A 23103-nucleotide genomic window follows, 5' to 3' on the forward strand; every position below is an offset into this window, starting at 1 on the left:
GGCGCGGTGGCGCCCTCAGCGCTGGGTACGCGGCATGCCCAGGCCGAACTGGGCGATCAGCTCGCGCTGGATCTCGTTGGTGCCGCCGCCAAAGGTCACGGTGACCGAGGCGCGCAGCTCGTACTCCAGGTCGCCGTGCAGCACGGCGGCAGCCGAACCACCGCGCACCACGCCATTGGCGCCGACGATGGCCGACAGCTTGCGCAGGATCTCGATGGCCGACTCCGAGCCATACACCTTGGTGGTCGAACTCAGCGCCACGTCCATGTGCTCGCGCTCAAGGTTGGCGGCAATGCGCAGGTTGATCAGGCGCATGGCTTCGAGGCGCGCATAGCACTCGGCCAGCGAGCTGCGCACCCAGGCCTTGTCCATGGCCCGGCGGCCGTGCTCGTCCCGGGCGCGGGCCCACAGGTAGACCCTGCGGAACAACCCCGCGACCTTGTCCGACCATGAACCCAGCCCGAGGCGCTCGTGGTTGAGCTGGGCAGTGATCAGCTTCCAGCCGCCGTGCAGCTCTCCCACCAGCATGTCCTTGGGCACGCGCACGTTGTCGTAGTAGGTGGCGGCGGTCGGGTTGCTGGTGGTGGGGATGACAGTGCTGGAGAAGCCCGGCAGTTGGGTGTCGAGAATCAGGATCGACCCCCTTGTGCCGTGCCTGGCTTGGGTCGGTGCGGGCGGCCAGCCAGATGTAGTCGGCCGATTCGGCGCCCGAGGTCCACAGCTTGTTGCCGTTGACCACGAAGGCATCGCCGTCCAGCCGGGCGCTGGTCCTGAGTACCGCCAGGTCACTGCCGGCATCGGGTTCGGAGTAGCCGATGGCGAACATGATTTCGCCTGCGGCGATACCCGGCAGAAAACGCGCCTTCTGTTCGGGGCTGCCATGCTCCATCAATGCCGGGCCAACGGTGCTGATGGTCACGAATGGCAGCGGTGCCCCGGCGATGTTGGCCTCTTCGAAGAAGATCAACTGCTCGGTGGCGGCATAGCCCTGGCCGCCGTGGGCCTTGGGCCAGCCCACCGCGAGCCAGCCGTCGCGGCCCATCTGGCGCACGGTGTTGCGGTACAACTCGCCGCCCTCCTGGCCGCGCAGTTGCTCGCGCAGCTCGGGGTCATCAAGGCCTGGAAGTAATCGCGCACTGTGCGGCGCAGCGCATGTTGCTCGGGGGTGAGATCGACGAACATGCTGCGCTCCTCAGGCCGTGCCCAGAATCAGGCCGCTGGTGGGCACGCCGGTGCCGGCGGTCACCAGCACGTTCTCGACGTCCGCCACCTGGTTGACCGCCGTGCCACGCACCTGGCGCACCGCTTCGGCAATGCCGTTCATGCCATGGATGTAGGCCTCGCCCAGTTGCCCGCCGTGGGTGTTGATCGGCAACTTGCCGCCACGGGCGTGGTGCCCTTCGCGAATGAACTCCTTGGCCTCGCCACGTCGGGCGAAACCGAACTCTTCCAGTTGCGGCAACACGAACGGGGTGAAGTGGTCGTAGATCACCGCTGTCTGGAAGGCATCCGGGCCAAGGCCGGACTGGCGATACAGCTCTTTGGCGACCACGCCCATTTCTGGCAGCCCGGTGATGTCGTCACGGTAGAACGAGGTCATGCTCTGCTGGCCGCTGGTGATGCCTTGCGAGCCGGCCTTGATGGTCACCGGTTTCTGCTTCAGGTCGCGGGCGCGCTCGGCCGAGGTGATGACCATGGCCACCGCGCCGTCCGACTCCTGGCAACAGTCCAGCAGGTGCAACGGCTCGCAGATCCAGCGCGAGGCCTGGTGTTCTTCCAGGGTGATCGGTTTGCCATGGAAGAACGCCTTGGGGTTGCTGGCGGCAAAATCCCGCGCAGCTACCGCAACGCGGCCGAAGTCCTCGGAGGTGGCGCCATAGGTGTGCATGTAGCGCTGGGCGAACATGCCCACCCAGGCGGCCGGGGTGTGGAAGCCGTGCGGCATGTACCAGCCGTAGTTGACGTTGTCGAAGATCGGCGTGGCGCCAAAGCCGTAGCTGCCGGTGCCGAAGCGGTACCAGGAACGCTCGTTCATCGCCCGGTACACCACCACCACCTTGGCCACGCCCGTGGCCACCGCCATGGCCGCATGCATCACCGGCGCACAGGCCGCGCCGCCGCCGTGGGGAATCTGCGAGAAGAACTTCACGTCCTTGCAGCCCAGCAGGCGGGCAATTTCGTATTCCGGCACCTTGTCCACCGAATACGAGCTGAAGCCCTCGACTTCGGACGGGTCGATACCGGCGTCGCGCAGTGCCTCAAGGGTGGCTTCCAGGGCCAGGCGCAGCTCGGTGCGCCCGGAGTTCTTGGAGAATTCGGTCGCGCCCAGCCCGACAATAGCGGCGCGCCCGGAAATCGACAGGTTGGTCATGCAACTGCCTCCGGTGGTCATGGCAGCACCAGCGCGACCGTGCCGGTCACGTGGTTGCCCATGGAGTTCTTGCCGCTCAGGGTGACTTCCACTTCGCGGGTTTCGGGGTCCTGGCGGGTTACCTGGCCGTTGAAGGTCATGCAGTCGCCTGGGTAGTTGGGCACGCCTAGCTTGATCTTCAGCGAGGTGAAGCGAGCCAGCGGGCCGGCCCAGGCTTCGACGAAACGCTGCACCAGGCCATTGGTGGTGAGGATGTTCATGAACACATGGGGCGAACCCAGTTCACGGGCGGCATCCAGGTCGTGGTGGCCGGGGAAGTAGTCGCGCGTGGCAATCGCCCCGCCCGCGATCAATGCCACGGTGATCGGCACCTCAAGCGTCGGCAAGGCTTCGCCTGGGCGCACGTCTTCAAAGCGCTTGGTGTTCTTCGAGGTCATATTTCCATCCCAGCTTGTCGTTGTCGCTCAGCCAGTCGCCGAGCCGTTCCAGGCAGGCCGCCGCACCACCCAGGGCAATTCCCAGGGCGCGGCTCCAGTAGAGATAACGGTGAATCGGGTACGTCAGGTCGACGCCAATGCCGCCATGCACGTGCTGGGCGACGTGGCCGATGCGGTGCCCCGCTTCACATGCCAGGTACGCCGTGGCCAATGCCTCGGAAGGTGCCGGCAGGCCGGCGTCCAGGCGGTAACACAGCTGCCACAAGGTGCTGCGCAGGGTTTCCAGGGCGATATGGGCGTCGGCCATGCTCATCTGCACCGCCTGGAAGCTGCCGATACGCCGCTCGAACTGCTGCGCCGCTCGCCCGCATAGTCGACGGTGCGGCGGATGTGCTCGGCGCTGACGCCCAGCTGCAAGGCGGCCAGGGCGGCGATGGCGCGTGGTTCCAGCCAGGCCAGGGCGGCGGCTGGCAGAACGCGGTCGGCGGTAACTTGCAGCCCCTCCACGTGAAGATCGGCAATAGCTTCGCCGTGGGTAAGCACACCGGCCTCGCGCCTCATTGCAGCTGCGCCGAGGTCAAGCAGCAGCAGGCGCACCTGGTCATCCACCCGCACTGGCACCAGCGCGGCCTGCGCCTGCCCGCCCAGGGCCAATGCGGCGACACGGCCATCGACCCGCCAGCCTTCGGCACAGGCGCTGGCGCTCAGCTCGATGCCATGGGCTGCGCTGAGGCCATCCAGGGACAGGCTCAACAGCACCTCGCCACGGGCAGCCTTGGCCGCCAGCTCGGCGGCGTCACCCAGGGCAAAGGTCGCCAAGGTCGCGGCCGCCAGCTGATGCCGCCACAGCGGCACCTGGGCAAGGCTGCGGCCCTGGGCCTGCAGCACCAGCATCAGCTCGGTCATGCCCAGGCCGCCGCCACCTTCGCGCTCGGGAATGGCCAGCGCATGCAGGCCGGTTTCCAGGCACAGCGCCCACAGCGGCGCCATCATCGCCTTGCCTGCGGTGTCCCACTGGCGCAGGTAGTCATCGTGGCAGTGGTCGCTGAACAGGCTGTCGGCCATCTGCTCGATGGCGCGCTGGTCTTCGCTCAATTCGAAATCCATGCTGTCGCCCTCCTACTCGACCACAGGCCGGAACAACGGCAGGGTCAATTGTTCGTCGAAGGTTTCGAACGTCACCTCCAGGCGCTGGCCGATCTGCAGTTGCTCGCGCTGCACGCCGACCAACCCGGCAATCAGGCGCACGCCCTCTTCCAGCTCGATCAGGCCGATGGGGTTGGGGTGATCGAAAGGCGGCACTTCTGGGTAATGCATCACCACGAAGGAGTACAGGCTGGCGCGCCCGCTGGCTTGCACGGTGTCCCATTCGAAGCTGTGGCACTGCATGCACACCGGCGCAGGCGGGTGGCGCAGGGTCGCGCAGGCGCTGCAGCGCTGAATCAGCAGCTTGCCTTCGGCGCAGCCTTCCCAGAAGAACCGGGTGTCGTCGCTGACCCGGGCATCGGCCGCTTGGCCTTGACCGGCGCCGCCGGGGCCTGGGGCTTGGCTGCCGGCTGTGCGTTGGCCGGGCGGAACTTGAACACCCGGAACAACAGCTCACCCACCGGCTCGTCGCCTTCGGGCTTCTTGACGAAGTGGCTCATCACCAGGGTGACGAAGAAACCGGTGCCCAGGGCGGTGGTCTTCTCGTCGCCGACCGCATCCAGGCGCGTGGTGTAGTAAAGCTTTTCACCCAGCCGCACCGGGCGGGTGAAGCTCAGCTCGGAGTTCACCGCCACCACCGAGGCGTAGCCGTATTCCTCGATCAGCTTGAGCACTTCGTAGGGGTTCTGGTCGGTGGAGCCTGGTGGGTAGTTGTTGGCGTGCAGCCCTTCCATGGTCCACACCTGGAGCATGGCCGGCGGGGCGATCAGTTCCTCGTAGGGGCTGCTCTGGGCGAAGGCCGCGTCGGTGTAGAGCGGGTTGTCGATGCCCATGATCTCGCACCACTGGCGGATCATCGGCGCGTTGACCGCATCCCAGGCATACACCCGGCCATATTCGCGGCCCACCAGGGCGCGCACACTGGATAGCAATTGTGGATCAGCCAAAGTCGTCTCCTTCAGCGTGAGGGCGGCGAGCCGATGCGGCCACCGCTGGGTGGTCGATCAGGTGGGTTGAACCTGCGCCGCGTCGAGAAACGCCGGGCGCTCGCCGCCGCCATGCAGCAGCAGGTTGCAGCCGCTGGCATAGCTGGCCAGCGGTGAGGCGATGTACAAGCAGGCATTGGCGATATCGCTGGCAGCGGCCATGCGCCCGGCCGGAATACCAGCACTGACGGCGGCGATGCCCTGTTCGCTGCCGTAATGCAGGTGGGCCTGGTCGGTCAGCACCAGGCCTGGGCTGACCGCGACCACGCGCACCTTGGGCGCCCACTCCACCGCCAGCGATTGCACCAGCGCCAGCACCCCGGCCTTGGCCGCACCATAGGCGGCGGTGCCAGGCGATGCGCGCAAGGCACTGATGCTGCCGATGAAGACGATGCAACCGCCCTGCGCCTGGCCCTGCATCAGCCGGTTGGCGTGTTGCGCGGCATTGAGCGGGGCGATGAGGTTCAGGCGCAGGATGCTCTCGTGAAAGCGCGGCGAGGCCGTGGCGGCGACTGCCGAAGGGCTGCCACCGGCGTTGTTGATCAGCACGTCGAGGCGGCCGAAGTCACGTTCGATGGTGTCGAACAGCGCCTGCAGCGAATCGCCGTCGCGCACGTCGGTGGCGATGAACACCGCGCTGCGCCCGTCCACGCTCGGCAGCTGCTCGGTGTGCGCTGCGGGCACAGACGATGACCTGCGCCCCGGCCGCCAGAAAGCCCTCGGCAATACCTGCACCGATGCCCTTGCTGCCACCGGTGACGAGCACCACCTTGCCACTGAAATCAAGCCCCATTGCATGCTCCTTGGTTTGCTGTCCCGGTCGACTCTAGAGGCTATGGGTGGGCCATTCTTCGTCTGAACGGACGATGAATGGGGTAGGCCTGGGGCAACACTGGCGGGTAACCAGCCCTGTCGCCTGCGAGGAATGCCATGCCTGACACCCCTGCTCCACCGGTTCTGCTCGAACGCCCGCTGCCTGGTGTGGCGTTGCTGCGGCTCAACCGCCCACAGGCCACCAATGCCCTGAGCCTGGAGTTGCAGGCGCTGCTTTCGCAGTACTTCAGCGAGCTGGCTGCGGACCCTGAAGTGCGCTGCATTCTGCTGACCGGTGGCGACAAGGTGTTCGCCGCTGGCGGCGACATCAGCAGCATGGCCGACGTGGGCCCGATCGATATCTACCAGCGCCACACCGAGCGGGTGTGGGCGCCGATCCAGCATTGCCCCAAGCCTGTGATCGCCGCCGTGTGCGGCTATGCCTATGGCGGGGTTGCGAGCTGGCGATGCTGGCCGACCTGATCGTCGCCGGCCGTGGCGCGCGGTTCTGCCAGCCAGAGATTCGCATCGGCATCATGCCGGGCATTGGCGGCACCCAGCGGTTAGTGCGGGCGGTGGGCAAGGTCAAGGCCATGCGCATGGCACTGACCGGGCAGCCGATCAGTGCCGAGGAAGCCTGGGTGGCGGGGTTGGTCAGCGACCTGGTGGAGGATGACCAGGTGCAGGCCCATGCGCTGGAGTTGGCGCGGGTAATCGCAGCGATGCCGGCGCTGGCGGCGGAGCAGATCAAGGGAGGTGATTCTGGCGGGGATGGATGCGCCGTTGGAGACGGGGTTGGCGTTGGAGCGCAAGGCCAATGCGTTGTTGTTTGCTTCACGGGATCAGAAGGAAGGGATGCAGGCGTTTATCGAGAAGCGGGCGGCGCGGTTTGAGGGGTGGTGATGGGTATGGTTTGCGGGTTGGGGCGGGTGTGGGATCGAGTGGCGTAGGTCGTAAGAGTTGCAGTGGCTATGAGATCGAGCGCCGCCCGCGCGGCGCATCGCAGGCTTCGCCAGCTCCCACATCTGTTTCGGGCCAATAACGCCTGTTACAGGCGCGCTCGATCCCTTGTTTGTTCGACGCGATATCGAGCCATGCGCCAAAAGGGGGCGCGCGCGAATTTCACAGGAATAATTGGCCCGAAACAGATGTGGGAGCTGGCGAAGCCTGCGATGCGCCGCGCGGGCGGCGCTCGATTTCATAGCCACTGCATCTCCCCCGTCATGCACCCGGCCGCCATCACTCAATCATTTCAGATATTTCCTACGCCCCAAGACTGGTTTTGCCGAATCCCAGGAAATACCCTACGCGCTCTGTCGACACGCGTCTGATTGTCCCGGGAAACCCCACCCTCTAGGCTCTCCGGGTCGCTGAAGGTTCAGCGACCGGGGTGTGGAAACCTTGGCAACACATATGGTTATTGTCGTCATGACAGCTGTGCACGGGAGGCTCTTGAGCCTACCGGGTTCGCCATATGCCTGGTTTTCCACCCGTGTACAGCTGTCGCCCCAATGTGTGGAAACTGAGGGGTTGCACATGACCCATATGGTGCCGATATGAAAAAATCGTTCCCGACCCACCCCACTCCTTCGACCTCCCCTCCGACAAAACCCTCACCAGCGCCATCAGCGAGCGCATCGTGCCCATAGACCACGTGGTGGCGAACGTCACCCACTACCTGATGCTGGCGTACAACCACTGCCACCTTGCCCTCAACCACATCGAGCAGGACGAAACACGGGAGTTGCTGGTGAACGGTCTGCGCTCGATGCAGATCGCCTGGGGACAGGCGGATGCGTTGTCTCTGGCGCTGGAACGTTCGACCAGCCTGCACTGAGGCAAGGGGGATTGAAACCGTGGAACCCGACGACAACACGCCCACAACCGTTGGCAAGACTTACTTCTACCAAGGCGAAAACCAGCAGCAGCCGTTGTTCCTCATCGCACCGGGCATCCCTTGCCAACATGCGCGGGAACAGGCCTCGAGCTGATGGGCTATGTGCGGGACATGACGCTCACCGGGTTGATGGAGGAGGATCAGCAATTGATCTGGGCTTCGCATTATCTGAGTGCCCTGGCCAAGGCACTGCTGGATGATGCTGAGCTGGGCATGATGCGCTGACTGCCGAGTCCAGGCCAAGCACGGTCGTTGTGGGAGCCGGCTTGCCGGCGATGCAGGCAACGCGGTGTCTGGCACCGGCAAGCCGGCTCTCATCAAACTACAGCTATCTCATTGATTTGGCGAGGGATCCGTGGGAGCTGGCGCAGCCTGCGATCGAGGGCGTAGCCCTCGCATGATCACGAATTAGGGCTGCTACGCGGCCATCGCAGGCTGCGCCAGCTCCCACGGGTTTGATGCGCGACAGCGCAGCCCGGCAGGGCTGGGTGATCTCCCACAGGGCCCAAGCCAGTCTGCAGAACTGTCGGACATCACCCTAACGCCAATTCCTCGACACTGATCTCACGCATCCTGAACTTCTGCACCTTGCCGGTCACCGTCATCGGAAACTCATCGACGAAGCGGAAGTACCTGGGCACCTTGAAATGCGCGATGCGCGCCTTCGCCCACTCACGCAGTTCATCTTCGGTGGCGACATGCCCCGGATGCAATCGCACCCAGGCAACGATCTCTTCACCGTACTTCTTGCACGGAACGCCAATGACCTGCACGTCGGCCACCGCTGGGTGAGTGAAGAAGAACTCCTCCAGCTCGCGTGGGTAAATGTTCTCGCCGCCGCGAATGATCATGTCCTTGCTGCGCCCGACTATCCGCACATAGCCCTGCTCGTCCATCACCGCCAGGTCGCCGGTATGCATCCAACCCTCGGCGTCGATGCTCTCGGCAGTAGCCTTGGGGTTGTCCAGTAGCCCAGCATCACGCTGTAGCCGCGGGTGCACAGCTCGCCAATCTCTCCACGGGGCAGCGTGTTGCCATCGGCATCGATGACTTTGTTTTCCAGCCGCGGCTGGGTGCGGCCGACACTGGTCACCCGCCGTTCCAGGTCGTCGTTGGCGCCGGTCTGCAGCGAAACCGGGCTGGTCTCGGTCATGCCATAGGCGATCTGCACTTCGGCCATGTGCATTTCGTCGATCACCCGGCGCATCACTTCGATCGGCAAGTGGCACCGGCCATGATGCCGGTGCGCAGGCTCGACAGGTCGAACTCGCCGCGTTGCGGGTGGTCTAGTTCGGCGATGAACATGGTCGGCACGCCATACAACGCGGTGGCCTTTTCCTCTGCCACGGCGCGCAACGTGGCCAGCGGGTCGAAGGCGTCGTTGGGGTAGATCAGGGTGCTGCCATGGGTCATGCAGCCGAGGTTGGCCATGACCATGCCGAAGCAGTGATACAGCGGCACGGGTACCACCAGCCGGTCATGCTCGGTCAGGCCCAGGCTTTCGCCAACCATGAAACCGTTGTTGAGGATGTTGCTGTGGCTGAGCGTGGCACCCTTGGGGAAACCGGTGGTGCCAGAGGTGTACTGGATGTTGATGGGGTCGTTGCAGTGCAATTGTGCCTGGCGCTCGGCCAAGGCTTCGCGGCTGATGGCTTCGGCGCGGGTTTGCAGCTCGTGCCAGGCCAGGAAACCTGCGGGTGGCGACGCCGCCAGGCTCACCACACCGCGCAGGTCGGGGAAGCGTTCGCAGATCAGCGCTCCGGGCTGCCCACTGGCAAGGCCAGGAATCAGGCCCTGCAGCATGGCGTGGTAGTCGGAGGTCTTGAAGGCATCCGCGCAGATCACCCAGCGGCAGCCGGACTGGCCGAGGGCGTAATCCAGCTCACTGGAGCGATAGGCCGGGTTGATGTTCACCAGAATGGCGCCGACCTTGGCGCTGGCAAACTGGGTGATGCACCACTCGGCGCAGTTGGGTGCCCAGATTCCCAGGCGGTCGCCGGGTTGCACGCCCAGGGCCATCAGTGCGCGGGCGTGGCGGTCGACGGCTTCGGCCAGCTGCTGCCAGGTGTAGCGCAAGGCCTGGTGACGGACGATCAGGGCGTCACGCTCGGGAAGCGGGCGACGGTGGCGTCGAAGGCGTCGCCGATGCACTGGTCGAGCAGGGCCTTGGCCTGGTCGCCCTGGGAATAGCTTGGCTGGGTCATGGGTGCGCTCTTGTTGTTTTTGTATTGCTTTCACTGGCCCTATCGCCGGCAAGCCGGCTCCCACAGGTAAAGCAAGGTTCAAGGCCTGTGCAATTCCTGTGGGAGCCGGCTTGCCGGCGATAGGGCCGACACTGCACTAACGAACGAACACCTGCGGCGTGGTGGTGGACATGTCGCCACCTGGCAGCTTGATGTTCTTCACCTTCGTCAGCGTTTTGGGGTCGAACACCGCCAGGTCATTGAAGGTGCCGCCCAGGTACAGCTTGTCGCCCGCCTTGTCGAAGGTCACACAGTAGTAAGTGTGGTCCAGATTCGCCGCCTTGATCAGCTTGCGTTGCTTGATGTCGTACTTGGCCAGACGGTTGAGCACGCCGTACATCTGGTTCGGGTCCTTCGGCGAGCGCAGGCCGGTGAAGTACAGTTCGGTCAGGTCGGCGAACTCCTGGGTATGGGTCTTGCCGGTCTTCAGGTCGACGCTCAGGTAGCCATACAGCAGCTCTGCGGTATTGGGGTCCTGCTTTTCGTCCTTGAACTTGGCGATGGTGTAGAGCATCGAGAACTCATGCCGGGCGCTCTGGTGCGGCCAGAAGTACAGCACGTCCGGGGCGCTGTAGCCTTTGCGGTTCCAGTTGCGCAGCGGCAATGCCACTTCGTACTTGCCGGTGTTCACATCCATCTTGTAGATGTCCGGCCCGGCCACGAACAGGCTGCCATCGTCGGCGGCGCGCATCAGGTAGACCTGGCGCGGCATCGGGAAGGTGCGCGCCGGTTTGGCGTTCAGGCCATCAGCGGTACGGAACACCTCCAGGCGCGGTGGCTTGACCACATAGTGGTCGTTCAGGCGCTGGGTCGGGTTGACCGTGGCGTACACCTCTTTGCCGTCCGGGCTGATGGCGAACGAGTACATCGACTTGCCGACTTCGCCTGGCACGCTGGACAGGTTGGCGTGGAACGTGGTCTTGCAGGTGTCCAGGTCGATGCCGTAGATGTCGGCGTAATGGTTGTTGAGCACATAGGCGGTGCGGTTGTCCGGCGCCATCATCGCGGTGCCGGGGCCGAACGAGTCGGGCATGCGGCAGCTCTTGTAGAGCGTGTCGCTGGCCACGTCCACCACGTGCAGGTTGTTCGGGTAGTTGGTGGCGATCAGGTATTCGTGGCCGGCCTTCAGGGCCGGGCCGGTATCATCGGCCTGTACTGACCAGGCGCCAGCCGTGGCGGCGACGGTGAGCGCGAGTTGCGCGCAGAGTCCAGCTTTCATGCGGTTTCCCCTTGTCATTCTTGTTGGGCCGGTCACTTGTCTTTAGGGAACACGGTGCCGAGGTTGCGCCAGTCTTCCTGGGAGTTGGTCGCCTGGGCGTTCCAGTCCTGGTAGGTGCTCATCATGTCCGGCACCTGGGCCGGCCACCAGCAAGGGTCGGAGCAGCCGTACAGGTCGGCCTCCATTGGCTGGCACAGCGAACTCACGCCGCCAAAGGCGTCCACTTCCCAACCCGGGTCGGTGGTGGCGGTGCAGCCGGCCACCGCGCTCATGGCCATGACTTCTTCGACGCGGTCTTCGGCGGCGGCCTGCTCAAGAATCCGTGCCTTGTTGTTCAGGGGCTTCAAATGCTTCATGTCAGTGCGCCTTCCGCGGGTGATGTAGCGGTCGATGAAGGCCGGGTTGACGGCCATGATGCGGCTGTAGACCTCGATACCGAAGTCGACCCAATCGCGCATCAGCTCGCAGTAGTGGTAGGTTGGGTGCTGCGGGTCGCCGTAGCGGGCATAGCTTTCGTGGTAGCAGCCACCGGAGCACAGGTTGCGGATACGGCAGCTTTCGCAGCCGGTGTTGCTGCGGTCCAGGCGCTGGGACAGGAAGTCGTTGAGCTGCGCCTGTTTCACGCCCTGGTGCACATTGCCGAAGGTCGGCAGGTTGGAGCCGGTGAAACGGTGGCACAGGTTTAGCTCGCCTTTGTGGTCCACCGCCAGCATCTTCAGCCCGGCACCGCATGGCAGGGCCTTCTTGTGGCCCTCGTGGATGTCGGTGATCAGCTGGTGCAGGTTGGAGAAGCCGATGTTGCGGTGCTCCAGCGCCGCCTCCAGGTAGCGCCGACCCAAGGCTTTCATGTTGGCGAACACCTGCACCAGCTCTTCGCTGGTGAGGTTGAAATCGGCCATGTCGCCAGAGGTGACCGGGGCAAAGCCCACTTCAGCGAAGCCCAGTTCGTTGAACAGGTGATTCCAGATGGTTTCGACGTCGGTGATGCCGCGGGTAAGGGTCACCCGCGCGCCCACCGGGCGGCTGTTGTAACGCGACAGCAGCATGTCGGACTTGCGCCGCACCACGTCGTAGGTGCCCTGCCCGCCCACGGTGATGCGGTTGCGGTCGTGCACGGTCTTCGGCCCGTCGATGCTCACCGACAAGCCGAAGCGGTGGGCGTTGAGCCAGTCGACGATCTCTTCGGTGAGCAAGGTGGCATTGGTGGTCATGATGAACTCCACCTGCTTGCCTGCTTCGGCGAAGCGACGCTCGCAGTAGGCCACCATATGCTCGATCAACGGCCGGTTGGACAGCGGCTCGCCACCGAAGAACACCACGCTGTAGCGTTCTTCGTTGGGCGATTCCTTGAGCAGCATCTCCACCGACGCTTCGGCGGTGGCCGTGCTCATCTTCTTGCCGGCCGACGGCTTGTCCAGGTCTTCCTTGTAGCAATAGGTGCAGCTGAGGTTGCAACCGGTGTTGACGTTCAACACCACGGTGTTGAGTGCCGTACGCTCGACCTGCTTGAGGGCGATCTCCGGGGTCAGCGGCGAGCCGTCGCTGACCACTTCGAGGGCGATCAGCTCGCGCAGGGTTTCCTCGATGTCCTGCCCGGCGAACTGCTGGCCAAGGCGCTGCATCAGCTCCTCGGCCGAGCAGCCTTGCTGGCGCAGGGCGTCGATGATGCCGCCGGTGACTGCGTCGGCGGCGAACAGCGAACTGCTTGGAATGTGAAACAACATGCGGTCGGCATCGACCGCACTTCGTGCAGGTTGCGTTCGACCAGGTTCAGTAGTGCGCCCATGGCGACCTCCCGATAATCGATTCGTTGGAAAACGCGTCAGCCACACGCCTTACGGCAAGGGCGGGTTGTTCCAACGTTGGACGGTGACGATCAGATGGCCTTCGCCCTGCTTGCCGCCGTCTTCGAGCTCGGCGATGACTTTCAGGTTGCCGGCGTTGTTGGTCATCATCTTGCGCTCAGGGTTGGGGCCCGCGCCGGCCGGCATGAACACACCGTCAGGCTGCATGTTGCCGGCGAACTTCACGTCCTCGTCCTCGATGGCCCGCTCGTTGAACGGCTCGACCTTCCATTTGGCCGGCAGGTAGCCGATACGCAGCGGCTGGCCGCTGGCGTCCTTGCCCCAGGCCTCGGCCTCGAAACGGCCCTGCACCTTGGGCACCGACGCGCCGTTCTCGCCGATACGGGCGATGGAGAATGCCGGCACCACCTTGACCTCATCGACCTTGTCGTAGACCGCAAGGTTGACGCCCTTGAGCGCACCCACCGCCACTTCGCGCTGGCCAGGCTTGGCATCTGCCGCGGCGCGGGCCTTGACCCGCACCAGGGTCGGGGTCGACTCCAGCACCTCGGTCACCTGCACGCCGGCACCGAGGTCGGGCTTGCCATCCAGACCGCTGCCCACCAGAGTGATTTCCTGTTCCGCACCTGCCTTGATGAAGGCCGGTTGCACTGCCAGCAGGCGCGCCTTGCCCTCCTTCACCGCGCTGAAGTCCAGGCCACGCTCATCGTGCTCGGCTTCGAACATGCGGCCTTTCATCTCGCCATCGAGGGCGGCGAACACCTGGCGCAGGTTGCTGTCGCCGACCTTGACGTTGCCGCGCCACTCGTAGCCGTTGTAGAGCATCGCCGAGCCGCTGCCATTGAACGGCGTGCCATCGGCGTAGGTGCCCTTGACCTCGACCTTGAAGGTGTCGCCCTGGTCGGCGGTGACGCTCATCACCCCGCGTACATCGCCCTTGGCCAGCATGTGCCCGCTGAACGCCCACTGCCCCGGCGCGCGTCCGCTTTTGGCTTGGCTTTCTCCCAGGCCGCCCACTCAGGGCTGTCCAGCGGGAAGCGCTTGGCCAGGTCAGGCACCACTTGCTTGAGGGCGATTTCCAGCCAGTCGCGGTCACGGGCCTGGGCCTGGTATTCGAGGACGGCCACTGGCCGAGGTGGAAGTTGATCAAGTGTTCCCATTCCTGGGCGGGGCGGCGCTGCAAGGCGACCCGGGCGCCGGAGTGGCAGCGGCCGCAGGTCTGGCTGAGCTGCTCGTCGAAGTGCTCGACGGTGTTAAGGCGGCGCTCCATGGCGTAGCGCACGCCATCGGTTTCGCTGGGCGCCAGGCCCTGCTTGTCGGCCAGGTACTTGACCAGCGTGCGACGGTCGTCGTCGCTGATCTGCAGGCCGTGCATGACCTGCATGCGGGCGATACTCATCAGCCAGCCTTCCGGCGTCTTGCGCTGGTGGCTGATACGGCTGTAGGTATCGTTGCCTTCGGGGATATGGCACCCCATGCACTTGTTCTGCAACAGGCTCGGCCCTGCTCGGCCGCCATGGCCTGGGTGCTCAGCAGTGCGGCGGCAACCAGTGCCAGTTTCCCCGCATGCCGCCGGAGTCGAGTCGTCTTCAAGGTCAGACCTCCACGGTGTTGTTCTTATGGTTTTCGCACGCTTTGGTACAACAGGTGTGCATGTGACAGTTGCGATACAGAAACTGTGCCAGGTGGCGCAAAAGCGTTCTATTTCAGCCTTTTAGCTCGTTTGGACGACAGGATCGACCCGCTACCCGGGGAGTCGGAACGTGCCATTTCGCGACAGGGTGTTTCATGTTGAGACAGGGGCCTGTTGCACAGGCCATCGCCGGCAAGCCAGCTCCCACAGGTATCGAGATCTGCGTGGTCCATGTGGGAGCCGGCTTGCCGGCGATGGGGCCGGCAAAGCCACTGTTTCACAACCGTCTCACAGCGTCTCAATGTGCAACAGCGCGGCACTGCAACCCTCTCCTTGCAACACAGCAAACCCCAGACATTTCAGGCCTTTGCATGTTATGCGCCTCTTTGGCACGGCCATTGCGCCAGTGCCCGTCACATCCAATGACAAGAGGCACCGCCCCATGCTTTCCGAACTGCCCATCCTGCCCGCTACCCGCGCCTTCCTCGACCGCAAGCTGAAGATGCGCATCGGCGCCGACTGGCAGGATGCCGCCAGCGGCCAGACCCTGTCGTTCCGCAACCCGGCCACCGGCGAAATCCTTGGCGAAGTGCCCGCCGCCGATGCGACAGATGTCGACCGCGCCGTCCAGGCCGCTCGCCAGGCCTTCGACAACTCGCCGTGGAGCCGCATGCGCCCTCGCGAGCGGCAAAACCTGCTGTGGCGCCTGGCCGACCTGATGGAGCGCGATGCACAGCAACTGGCCGAACTGGAATGCCTGAACAACGGCAAGAGCGCCGTGGTGGCCAAGGTGATGGACGTGCAATTGGCCATCGACTTCCTGCGCTACATGGCCGGCTGGGCCACCAAGATAGAGGGTAGTACCGTTGAGGCTTCGATGCCGCTGATGCCCAACGACCAGTTCCATGGCTTCGTCCGTCGCGAAGCCGTCGGTGTGGTCGGCGCCATCGTCGCCTGGAACTTCCCGCTGCTGCTGGCCTGCTGGAAGCTGGGCCCGGCCCTGGCCACCGGCTGCACCGTGGTGCTCAAGCCGGCCGACGAAACCCCACTCACCGCACTGAAGCTCGCCGAGCTGGTGGATGAAGCCGGCTACCCGGCCGGTGTCCTTAATGTGATCACCGGCACCGGCCTGAATGCCGGCGCCGCCCTGAGCCGCCACCCTGGCGTGGACAAGCTGACCTTCACCGGCTCCACCGAGGTGGGCAAGTTGATCGGCAAGGCGGCCATGGACAACATGACCCGCGTCACCCTCGAGCTGGGCGGCAAGTCGCCGACCATCGTCATGCCCGATGCCAACCTGCAGGAAGCCGCCGCCGGCGCCGCCACGGCGATCTTCTTCAACCAGGGGCAGGTGTGCTGCGCAGGTTCCCGGCTGTACGTGCACCGCAAGCACTTCGACAACGTGGTGGCCGACATTGCCGGCATCGCCAACGGCATGAAGCTCGGCAATGGCCTGGACCCTGCCGTACAGATGGGCCCGCTGATCTCGGCCAAGCAGCAAGACCGGGTCACCGGCTATATCGAACTGGGCCGCGAGCTGGGCGCGACCATCGCCTGCGGCGGTGAAGGCTTCGGGCCGGGCTACTTCGTCAAACCGACCGTGATCGTCGATGTGGACCAGCGTCACCGCCTGGTGCAAGAGGAAATCTTCGGCCCGGTGCTGGTGGCCATGCCGTTCGATGACCTGGATGAAGTGATCGCCATGGCCAACGACAACCCTTATGGCCTGGGGGCGAGCATCTGGTCCAACGACCTGGGCGCGGTGCACCGGATGATTCCGCGCATCAAGTCCGGTTCGGTGTGGGTCAACTGCCACAGCGCGCTGGACCCGGCACTGCCGTTTGGTGGCTACAAGATGTCGGGCGTCGGCCGTGAGATGGGCGCGGCGGCGATCGAGCATTACACCGAACTCAAGTCGGTGCTCATGAAGCTCTGACCTTCTTTGCCTGATTCGCCCCTTCGCGGGTAAACCCGCTCCCACAGGTTCTGCTCTGCCCTTGAGGGTTGCGCAGTACCTGTGGGAGCGGGTTTACCCGCGAAGAGGCCGGATCAGTCGACACCTATTCGCCCCAATAAAACAAGAACAATGGAGCACTTCAATGGCCCGTATCCGTCCGCTCGCCCTGGCATTGCTACTTGCATCCCCCTCAGCCAGGCCTACGAGCTGTACAACCAGAACGGCACCACCCTCAACGCCGACCTCGAAGCCCTGTTCGGCGCCTTCCACAGCGACGAAAGCTTCAACCAGGCCGGCAACCGCCAACCCGGCAGCACCGCCTGGCAGGAGGGCTATGCCAAATACGGCCTGAGCGGCAGCCAGACCCTGGCCGACAGCGGCGCCCTGTATGGCGCCTTCAACCTGCTCAGTTCCGCCACCTGGGGCGATGGCGATGCCGCCGGCCTGACCCTGGGCGATGAGCGCCGCACCGCCATCGAAGACCTGTACCTGGGCTGGCGCTCGGCCAACCTGTTCCCGGCCCTGGGCGAAGATGGCGTCGATATCTCCGGTGGCCGCCAGATCGTCACCCTCGGCGATGGCTTTCTGATCCAGGGTGACCCGGTGAACCTGGGCAAGGTCGACCTGGGCGCCAACTTCGACCGTGGCGGCGCCTACTACCTTGCCGCGCGCAAAGCCTTCGACCGCACCGCCGTGCTGCGCCTGGGCGGCAAGCAGGGCTGGCGTGGCGACCTGATGTGGCTGAAATCCGACAACCACTTCCAGGCCGACACCTCGATGGCCGTGGCCAACCTTGAGCACGTTGCCGATGAAGGCACCGTGGGCCTGAGCTGGATCCGCGGCCTGGACGTCGACCAGCGCTACGCGCGCAAATCATGGGCCTGGAACACCGAGATGGCATGGACACCGTCAGCCTGCGCGCGGCGCGGCAGCCTCGGCGTGAAAGACCTTGAAGTAGCCGGCGAATACGTCACCCAGGACAAGACCGGCGGCCGTGAGAACGCCTGGTACCTGGAGGGCAACTGGACCTTCTCCGAACTGCCCTGGACTCCCACCGCTACTTACCGCTACAGCCGCTTTTCCGAAGACTTCGACCCGCTGTTCTATGGCCTGAGCCGGGGTTATGGCACCTGGTTCCAGGGCGAAGTGGCGGCCAACTATGCGGGGCCATTCAACACCAACAGCCAGGTGCATCACGTGGCGTTCAAGGCCAAGCCACGGGACAACCTGACCGTCGGGGCGCTGTACTTCGACTTCGACACGCTGGACACCGATCAGGGCAACCTGGGCGGGCGCGAGCTGGATTTGTATGTGGAGTGGATGGTCAACGACCATCTGCTGATTAGCCCGTTGGTGGGGTTCTACAAGCCTGAGCGTAGTGCGGCGGATGGCGGCACGCAGATGGGGAGCCGGGATACCGGGACCTATATGCAGTTGGTGGTCGGGACGTTCTTCTGATCCATTCACTGGGGCAGCTCTACAGCTACATCGCCGGCAAGCCGGCGCCTACATAAAAAAACACAAACCCTGTGGGCACTTGCCGGCGATCGGACCTTCGCTAAACCCCTGATGAAATACTCAACATCACAACATGCCCGTTGGTCTACAGACGGGTGGCCAATGGTCTACAGCAACACCTGACCTCAGCAGCACCTGCCCCATCACATGCAGTTGCTGGCCAAAGCGGAATGTTGAACTATTCCTTTGAAACACAACAGCCCCCATTATCAACATGCACCAAACCATTTAAAACGAAACTAGCAAATTTACCAGTTGCCTTGCCCATGAACAAAAGCATAATGAAGACTCAATTTATCAGAAGACACAAAAAATGAACATACAGAAAATATTTTACAAGGGTAGCGCTCGATCGAGTTCATTGCAACGAGACGGGCACACATCATTCTTTTTCACCAACTCCTGCCCCATCAGCCAACAGTCGCTCGACAAACAGACAACCATAACAAACATATTTGCCACAGACCAACAAAAAACAACATTCAATATCACAAGTCCAAATAGTCAATCCATCAACCACACACCCTACGGTTACGCACCTGCGAGAGAGCCTGACTTCACCCAAGGTTATACAGGCCAACATCTAGAATTGATTACCGAAGGTTATTTTCTGGGAACGGCAAACGCCTCTATAGCCCTAAGCTGATGCGCTTTTTCTCCCCAGACACTTTAAGCCCTTTCGGTCTTGGTGGGCTAAATTGCTACGCTTACTGCGTGGGCGACCCAATAAACCTGACCGATCCAACCGGACAAACCCCAAATGCATTCCTTAAATTGTTTTATAAAAAGTCAGGAACAGCCTACTCACCAATCACCAATACAATTAGCAGCCCCCTCCCTCAAAATACCAAGAGTACCACCCAGCAAGAGCTCGCACACGCCCTCGCAGAAAAAACAATTGAGCTATCTAAAGTCCAAAAAGAACTAAAAGAATCCAAAGATTTATATCGCATTCTGAGCAAGCAATACGAGATAATAAGCGACATGAATTATATTCTCAACAAAACCTCAGCAAAACTCAGCACAACTGAAATAGCAAACGCCATTATTAAAAATTACGGCAAGAAATATAGCGGGGCATTATTTAGTCGAACAGCCAGCAAAGCAACCATGGACGACCTACGGAAACTTTACAACCAAAACTTTATGGCTTCCGAATTCGGCCCCGACGATCGTGCAGTTAAAGAATTAACATACTATAAAACTCTAGAGCAGTGGACTCAAACCTTCAAGACACACGAATTTAACGATACAATCAACGAACTGAAAAACCCTTTAACTAATACAGCACGCAGGTCGTCTTTAGTGCGCAACTCCCCTTTCGTATAGAAAATTTGTTTCCACCGTTATTCTGGCATGGCCTCCGAAAGACGTGACTGATGGGGGGCCTCGCTCAGGAATATCCCTGTTCAATTAGCCAACGACGTAACCTTACTTGCACAATTTCAGAATTATCACCCATCACTTGCTGCAGCGTCTCACCCGCCTGTAACCCCCGCACCACCGGCGCCAACTCCACCCCTTGCAGATGCCAAACCCCCAGCGGCTGATCCGCCGTCACCACCACCTCGGCCTCGTCTACCAACCCATCACGCAGCACCGGCCGACGCTCTACCCGCACTGTTTTCCAGTCCGCCGCTTCGTGCAACGGCTGCGCATCAGGCCAACCCAAGCGCCGGTCCCAGAACGTTTGCCCTGCCCGGCACTGTTCCTGGCCGTAGAAGTCCCGCCCGATGCGGGCAAAGCGCATGAACAGCTGCTCGACCCGCTGCTGATGAAACTGCTTCGCCAAGGCCGCCCGTTCCGGCCGATGCAGCAAGGTGTTGATCACCACCGGGGCCTGCAACGCCGAGGACAACGACTGGAAAATCCCATTCCCCGAAAGTGGGTCAACCGCCATCGCCGCATCGCCCACCCGCAACCAATCGTCACCGGCACACTCACCCGCCAGAATCGCCGTGCTGCTGCGGGCGTGCACCTGCGCAGGTTGCAGCGCTTGGGCATCAAACAACTCGGCTACCAGCGCGGAACGGCGTCGGCGTTCGGCGCAGTACTCGGCCAATGCGGCTTTGCCTGGAAGCCCTTGGGCATCGAGCGTCACCTGCCAGTAGCAACGGCCATCGGCCAGCCGGGCCATCCAGGCCCACCCGTCGTCCAGGCTTTCCACCGCCGACGCCGGTGCCCCGGGCTGGCCTTGCCAGATATTGAGCAGGCTGACCGTCTCCGGGCCGCGCAAGCGGTCAGCAGTCAGCGGTGCCTGGCGGCCACGGGCTTCTACCAGGAACTCGGCTTCGAGGACCTGACCATCGTCCAGGCGTACCTGATGCCCCTGCGTACGCGATACTTCTCGCACCTGGCCTTCGATGACCGTCACCCCGGCCTGCATCAAGTCGTGACGCAATGCCTGGTCGAAGCGCTGCCGATCGAGTAGAAACTCCTGGTTCAGATGCAGGTGCTGACCATTCCAGCGCACCTGCCGGGTCGCGGGCATCGTCGCTTCCCGCAAGGCCCGCCCAAGCCTGCATGGCGTAGCCCCTCCAGCACGCGCTGCGAAACACCTTCAACAGCGGCGAAACGGCGCCACTGCGACACCACTGTTACCGGGTAACCGAGCCGACGCAGGCCGATGGCGGTGGCCGCACCGGCTGGGCCTGCACCAAGCACCAGGATGCGTGAGTCAGTCATTCAGCGCCCCTCGACGTTCAGGGCCGATGAAAGCCGCATGGGTTTTCAACCAGTCGACCAGTTGCTGCTGGCTCATTGCAGGCGCTTCACGCAGCAGCGCAGCAATTCGCCCGGTCAGTGCCGCACAACCCAGGCTCGCCCCGGCCATGCCGCGATCACCGACATAGCCGCCGAAATCGGCCTGGGCGGTGCCAAGCCACGACCACTGCCCCGGCGCGCAGCGGGCATCACCGGTCACCCGAATCACTCCGGGGTAACTGGCCGGGTACACCGGGCCACCCTGGGCTGGGCTCGAGGCACACAGCAACACGCCAGCGGCATGGGCTTCGGCGCAAGCCTGGCGCAGCACAGGGCGGTCCTGATGCAAGCCAAGCTCAAGTTGACCACCGTCGCGCCCTCTTCCACCAACCACAGTAACGCCGCCGCCACCTGCAAGGCGCTGGTGCTGGCCTGTTCGGAAAACACCTGGGCCAGCAGCACCGGCACCTCGCCCGCTTCGGCTTGCAGACGCGTCAGCACTGCGCTGCCATGGCCAAGCAGGTCCGACTGCGCCGCGCCTTCACGCAACACGCCATCCTCCAGCCAGAAACGTCGAACGGCGGCAAGCGTGCCTTGTTGAGCGGGCGAACAACCGCTGTCGATCACCCCGACACGCAGTTCAGTGCTCATGCTTGGTGGCCTCCTGCGGGAGCACCCGCAGTTGCCCATCGTGCAGGTGCAGGTGCAGATCGGCGTCGGCCAGGGTCGAGGCGCGATGGCTGATCAGGATGCGCGTACGGCCGGCGAACAGCTCGTCGATGGCTGCGATCACCTCACGCTCGGTGGCTTCGTCGACCGCCGACGTGGCTTCGTCCAGCACCAGGATCGCCGGCCCCTGCAACACCGCACGGGCGATGGCGATGCGTTGTTTCTGGCCGCCAGAGAGCTGCTGACCACGTTCGCCGAGCAGGCCATCGAGGCCCAGCGGCAGGCTTTCGAGCAAACCCTCAAGGCGAGCCAGGCGCACCACCCGTTCAAGGTCCGCACGGCTGGCCTGGGGCGCGCCGTAGGCCAGGTTATGGGCCAAGGTGCCGCGGAACAACACGATGTCCTGGCTGACCACCGCAATCTGCCGGCGCAGCGCCGCAAGGTCCAGCTCGCGCAAGTCGCTGCCGTCCAGCAGGATGCGACCGGCATCAGGGTCGTAGAAGCGTTGCAACAGGTCGATCAAGGTCGACTTGCCGACCCCGGAAGCGCCACTGATGGCAACCTTCAGGCCACCCGGGATGCAGGCATCGACACCCTGCAACACAGCGCCCTGACGCCCATCGTGAGCAAAACACACGCCCTCCAGGCGCAGCTCGCCCGGCCCTTGCGGCATCGACTGCGGTGTAGCGGACTCGTTGACGGCCACCGCCTCCTGCTTGAGTTCCATTACCCGCCCCAGGCTCACGGCCATGCGCTGCACCGCCACGTACAGCCCCAACAGGCTCTGCACCGGCCCGACCGCCATGCCCATGTAGGTGGAAAACGCAATCAACGCACCCAGTTGCCAGGTGCCCTGGATCACCCACCAGCCGCCGATCAGGAAGGCACAGGCGCGGCACCAGGACGTCAGGGTGCCGGGCACCGCCTGAGTGAAGAACTCCGTGACCTGCACCTTCAGCAGCTGGCCCATGTAGCCCTGGCCCAGCTGGTCCAGCCGCTCGGCCTCGCGGCGCTGCTGGCCTGAGGCCTGGATGAATTTCATCGCCGGTAGCGTCTCGACCAGGAACGACGACACATCCGCGGAACGTTCACGCAAGCTGCGCACCTCACGTTCCACCTTGCGCCGCATCCAGCGCAGCCACAGCACCTCGACCGGCACCAGCAAGGCCAACAGCAGCGATAACTGCCACGACAGCATCAGCATCAACGCCACCGCGCCCACCAGGCCGATCACCGCGGACACCGCCGAGAACAGCGAATCCACGGCAAAACGCTGGATTTCGGCGACATCGCCATCCAGCCGCGAGAGGATGTCACCCGTGCGGCGACGGCCGTAAAAGGTCGGCGACAACCGCTGAAGGTGACGGTAGAGGTCATCGCGCAAGGCAAACAGGATTCGCCCGGACAACCGTGTGTGCAGGTAGCGGTTGACCCCGGCCAGCACGGTGCCAGCGAGGCCCGCGACGATCATGATCGCCGCCATGTGCCACAGGGTTTGATAATCCTTGGCCAGCAGGCCCTCGTCGATCAGGGTCTTGACCAGCCAGGGCTGGGCCAGGGCGAGCAACGATGCGCCCAGGGACAGGCCCAACAGCACTGCAATGGCACGCCGATGCGGGCGGACGAAACCATATAGCCAGGCCAACGCCTGGCGCATGAGTACCGGGTCGCTGGACTCCACCAGCCTTGCGAACAGTCTGCCCATG

The 23103-nt window shown here is 63.5% G+C and carries 8 protein-coding genes and 12 pseudogenes; 6 read left to right on the forward strand and 14 right to left on the reverse strand.

Annotated features, from left to right (window positions below; genetic code table 11):
• Positions 1–15: 15 nt before the first annotated feature.
• The 6 genes and pseudogenes from PspTeo4_RS08405 to PspTeo4_RS08430 all read right to left on the reverse strand — a co-directional run bounded on the left by PspTeo4_RS08405 (position 16) and on the right by PspTeo4_RS08430 (position 5733).
• Positions 16–1182 (reverse strand): annotated as a pseudogene (locus tag PspTeo4_RS08405) (acyl-CoA dehydrogenase family protein).
• Between the two features lie 10 nt (positions 1183–1192).
• Complete coding sequence (locus tag PspTeo4_RS08410; RefSeq protein ID WP_322363216.1) at positions 1193–2371, reverse strand: lipid-transfer protein; 1179 nt, start codon at positions 2369–2371, stop codon at positions 1193–1195.
• A gap of 17 nt (positions 2372–2388) precedes the next feature.
• Complete coding sequence (locus PspTeo4_RS08415; RefSeq protein ID WP_322363218.1) at positions 2389–2808, reverse strand: MaoC family dehydratase; 420 nt, start codon at positions 2806–2808, stop codon at positions 2389–2391.
• A pseudogene (locus tag PspTeo4_RS08420) lies at positions 2780–3915 on the reverse strand (acyl-CoA dehydrogenase family protein). Before PspTeo4_RS08420 ends, PspTeo4_RS08415 begins: the two are co-directional and overlap by 29 nt.
• A 12-nt stretch (positions 3916–3927) precedes the next feature.
• Positions 3928–4901 (reverse strand): annotated as a pseudogene (locus PspTeo4_RS08425) (OB-fold domain-containing protein).
• Positions 4902–4958: 57 nt separating this feature from the next.
• A pseudogene (locus PspTeo4_RS08430) lies at positions 4959–5733 on the reverse strand (SDR family oxidoreductase).
• A 137-nt stretch (positions 5734–5870) separates the two neighbouring features.
• Between PspTeo4_RS08430 and PspTeo4_RS08435 the strand changes: the two are divergent.
• From PspTeo4_RS08435 to PspTeo4_RS08445, 3 genes and pseudogenes are all read left to right on the forward strand, one after another.
• Positions 5871–6656: pseudogene (locus tag PspTeo4_RS08435) on the forward strand (enoyl-CoA hydratase).
• Between the two features lie 640 nt (positions 6657–7296).
• Positions 7297–7590, forward strand: coding sequence for a hypothetical protein (locus PspTeo4_RS08440; RefSeq protein ID WP_322364819.1), 294 nt, complete (start codon positions 7297–7299; stop codon positions 7588–7590).
• Positions 7591–7609: 19 nt separating this feature from the next.
• Positions 7610–7875: pseudogene (locus PspTeo4_RS08445) on the forward strand (DUF3077 domain-containing protein).
• Positions 7876–8183: 308 nt separating this feature from the next.
• On the opposite strand, the pseudogene PspTeo4_RS08450 reads toward PspTeo4_RS08445, so the two are convergent.
• The 5 genes and pseudogenes from PspTeo4_RS08450 to peaA all read right to left on the reverse strand — a co-directional run bounded on the left by PspTeo4_RS08450 (position 8184) and on the right by peaA (position 14510).
• A pseudogene (locus tag PspTeo4_RS08450) lies at positions 8184–9854 on the reverse strand (fatty acid CoA ligase family protein).
• A gap of 136 nt (positions 9855–9990) precedes the next feature.
• Positions 9991–11112 carry a quinohemoprotein amine dehydrogenase subunit beta gene (peaD, locus tag PspTeo4_RS08455; protein WP_322363219.1) on the reverse strand — a complete coding sequence of 374 codons (1122 nt, stop codon included), beginning with the start codon at positions 11110–11112 and terminating at the stop codon, positions 9991–9993.
• Positions 11113–11144: 32 nt separating this feature from the next.
• Complete coding sequence (gene qhpC / locus PspTeo4_RS08460) at positions 11145–11468, reverse strand: quinohemoprotein amine dehydrogenase subunit gamma (protein ID WP_176517541.1); 324 nt, start codon at positions 11466–11468, stop codon at positions 11145–11147.
• A 1-nt stretch (position 11469) separates the two neighbouring features.
• Positions 11470–12898 (reverse strand): annotated as a pseudogene (gene peaB, locus PspTeo4_RS08465) (quinohemoprotein amine dehydrogenase maturation protein).
• 49 nt (positions 12899–12947) lie between these two features.
• A pseudogene (gene peaA / locus PspTeo4_RS08470) lies at positions 12948–14510 on the reverse strand (quinohemoprotein amine dehydrogenase subunit alpha).
• 482 nt (positions 14511–14992) lie between these two features.
• Here peaA and PspTeo4_RS08475 point away from each other — a divergent pair.
• From PspTeo4_RS08475 to PspTeo4_RS08485, 3 genes and pseudogenes are all read left to right on the forward strand, one after another.
• Positions 14993–16486 carry an aldehyde dehydrogenase family protein gene (locus tag PspTeo4_RS08475; RefSeq protein ID WP_322363220.1) on the forward strand — a complete coding sequence of 498 codons (1494 nt, stop codon included), beginning with the start codon at positions 14993–14995 and terminating at the stop codon, positions 16484–16486.
• Between the two features lie 163 nt (positions 16487–16649).
• Positions 16650–17965 (forward strand): annotated as a pseudogene (locus PspTeo4_RS08480) (hypothetical protein).
• 705 nt (positions 17966–18670) lie between these two features.
• Positions 18671–19354 (forward strand): RHS repeat-associated core domain-containing protein, encoded by a 684-nt coding sequence (locus PspTeo4_RS08485; RefSeq protein WP_322363221.1) that lies wholly within the window; start codon positions 18671–18673, stop codon positions 19352–19354.
• Between the two features lie 64 nt (positions 19355–19418).
• Here PspTeo4_RS08485 and PspTeo4_RS08490 read toward each other — a convergent pair.
• From PspTeo4_RS08490 to PspTeo4_RS08500, 3 genes and pseudogenes are all read right to left on the reverse strand, one after another.
• Positions 19419–20710 (reverse strand): annotated as a pseudogene (locus tag PspTeo4_RS08490) (NAD(P)/FAD-dependent oxidoreductase).
• A pseudogene (locus PspTeo4_RS08495) lies at positions 20703–21379 on the reverse strand (peptidase S8 and S53 subtilisin kexin sedolisin). The pseudogenes PspTeo4_RS08490 and PspTeo4_RS08495 overlap by 8 nt, the downstream one beginning before the upstream one ends.
• Positions 21369–23102: an ABC transporter ATP-binding protein gene (locus PspTeo4_RS08500; protein WP_322363222.1), complete on the reverse strand. Its 1734-nt coding sequence runs from the start codon at positions 23100–23102 to the stop codon at positions 21369–21371. The pseudogene PspTeo4_RS08495 and the gene PspTeo4_RS08500 overlap by 11 nt, the downstream one beginning before the upstream one ends.
• Position 23103 lies beyond the last annotated feature (1 nt).

This window comes from Pseudomonas sp. Teo4 (assembly GCF_034387475.1).
Taxonomy (GTDB): domain Bacteria; phylum Pseudomonadota; class Gammaproteobacteria; order Pseudomonadales; family Pseudomonadaceae; genus Aquipseudomonas.

What these genes read in the sequence shown, in the direction of transcription:
- PspTeo4_RS08415 (WP_322363218.1), bottom strand. Translation starts at nt 2,808, where the DNA reads ATGACCTCGAAGAACACCAAGCGCTTTGAAGACGTGCGCCCAGGCGAA.
- qhpC (WP_176517541.1), bottom strand. Translation starts at nt 11,468, where the DNA reads ATGAAGCATTTGAAGCCCCTGAACAACAAGGCACGGATTCTTGAGCAG.
- PspTeo4_RS08500 (WP_322363222.1), bottom strand. Translation starts at nt 23,102, where the DNA reads ATGGGCAGACTGTTCGCAAGGCTGGTGGAGTCCAGCGACCCGGTACTC.
- PspTeo4_RS08410 (WP_322363216.1), bottom strand. Translation starts at nt 2,371, where the DNA reads ATGACCAACCTGTCGATTTCCGGGCGCGCCGCTATTGTCGGGCTGGGC.
- PspTeo4_RS08485 (WP_322363221.1), top strand. Translation starts at nt 18,671, where the DNA reads ATGCGCTTTTTCTCCCCAGACACTTTAAGCCCTTTCGGTCTTGGTGGG.
- peaD (WP_322363219.1), bottom strand. Translation starts at nt 11,112, where the DNA reads ATGAAAGCTGGACTCTGCGCGCAACTCGCGCTCACCGTCGCCGCCACG.
- PspTeo4_RS08475 (WP_322363220.1), top strand. Translation starts at nt 14,993, where the DNA reads ATGCTTTCCGAACTGCCCATCCTGCCCGCTACCCGCGCCTTCCTCGAC.